Here is a 1,469-nt window from a genome sequence, read left to right on the forward strand (position 1 = left end):
GGCCTGTGCCGCCTAGGGGTTCAGTCCCTTGCCCTGCAGCCACGCCATCGGGTCGATCCCGCTGCTGGCACCACCGGAGTGAACCTCGAGGTGCAGATGGGCCCCGGTGACGTTGCCGGTGGCACCGACGCGGCCGATGACGTCGCCCGTGCTGACCTTCTGGCCGACGCTGACGCCGATGGAGGACTGGTGCGCGTACCAGATCTCCGTGCCGTCATCGAGGGTGAGGACCGTCTTGTAGCCGTACGAGCCGTTCCAGCCCGCCTCGGTGATGGTGCCGCTGTGCACCGCCTTGATCGGCGTGCCCGTGGGGGCGGCGAAGTCGAGACCCGTGTGGTAGCCGGAGGACCAGTAGGCGCCGGCCTGACCGAAGCTCGAGGTGAGGGTGTACGAAGAGGTCGGCAGCGTGAACTGCTTGGCGAGGGCGGCGAGCCGCTCGGCCTCGGCCTTCTTCTTGGCCTCCTCCTCCGCCTTCCTCTTGGCTTCGGCGGCCTTGGCCTTGGCCTCATTCTCGGCCTTGGCCACGGCTTCCGCGGCCGCCTTCTCGGCGGCGTCGGCGGCGTCCTGCGCGGCCTTGGTGTCGATCTGGTCCTGCTGGTACTCGACCTGGGCCATGATCCGGGCGCGCAGCGCCTCGCCGGCGCCGGAGGACTTCGTCTCGGTGTCCGCCGTGGCCGTCGTGCCGAGACCGCTGAGCGGGGTCGAGGAGCCCGCGGGGGTGTCGTCGTCCGAGATGAGGGAACCCACCGAGGGCAGGTCCGGCACGGAGATGGAGACCGGCGGCTTGCCGGTCTGGGCGCTGGCCATGCCGCCCGCGCCCACGGCGGCTATGACGCCGACGCCCAGGACGGTGGAGCTGCGGGCGAGGCCTCCGCCGCGCTGCTTGGTGACGCGATGCCGGCCACGGACGGGACGGATGGATTCCTCGGTGGGGTTCCACTCCTGGAACGGGCCCTCGTCGGTGCGCTGACCGCCGTAGCCGAAGGTTTCGGTGTCGCGCTGGTTCCGCGCGAACGGGGCCGCGGGGGCAGGCCGGTTGGACGCCACGTGGGCGTACTCCTTTCCTTCCTTCTCGCCTACCGGGTTAGCTGACGGGTTCGGAGCAGGAAGGTCTCCTACGCGCGTATAACGACCGTGCTTCCACGGCGGTTTACGCCCGATTCACCCCAAGTGGTGGTTCCCCGGTTCCCTTTCGGGATTCGGCGCGTGCGCACGGAGCCGCCTTCTGTGACGGCTGGGACGACCGCGCTGCGTTATCGAACGTTAATAGACCCGGGGTTTGGATTCCAGCGATTCCACTTGATCATTAACCTTTTTCGCGCGGACTTACCTGCCATGACCGGCTTAAATCGGGCGAGTTGCCCGCTCCGCAAGTGACTGCTGGGTATTGACGGTGTGTCAGTTTTTCTGCGGAGCGGTGCGCTTCGATCACGGGCAGTAATCGGGGTGTGGAGAACCGGAAAACACCG

Annotated in this window: 1 protein-coding gene and 1 riboswitch; the gene reads right to left on the reverse strand. The window is 67.9% G+C overall.

The genetic code is table 11. From position 1 onward, the window contains the following. Positions 1 to 12 precede the first annotated feature (12 nt). Positions 13 to 1,047 (reverse strand): M23 family metallopeptidase, encoded by a 1,035-nt coding sequence (locus ACFTZL_RS44870; RefSeq protein ID WP_382596403.1) that lies wholly within the window; start codon positions 1,045 to 1,047, stop codon positions 13 to 15. 11 nt (positions 1,048 to 1,058) lie between these two features. Continuing rightward, a riboswitch (cyclic di-AMP (ydaO/yuaA leader) is annotated at positions 1,059 to 1,215 on the reverse strand. Positions 1,216 to 1,469: the final 254 nt, after the last annotated feature.

Source organism: Streptomyces sp. NPDC056948, assembly GCF_042674225.1.
Taxonomy (GTDB): Bacteria; Actinomycetota; Actinomycetes; order Streptomycetales; family Streptomycetaceae; genus Streptomyces; species Streptomyces purpurascens.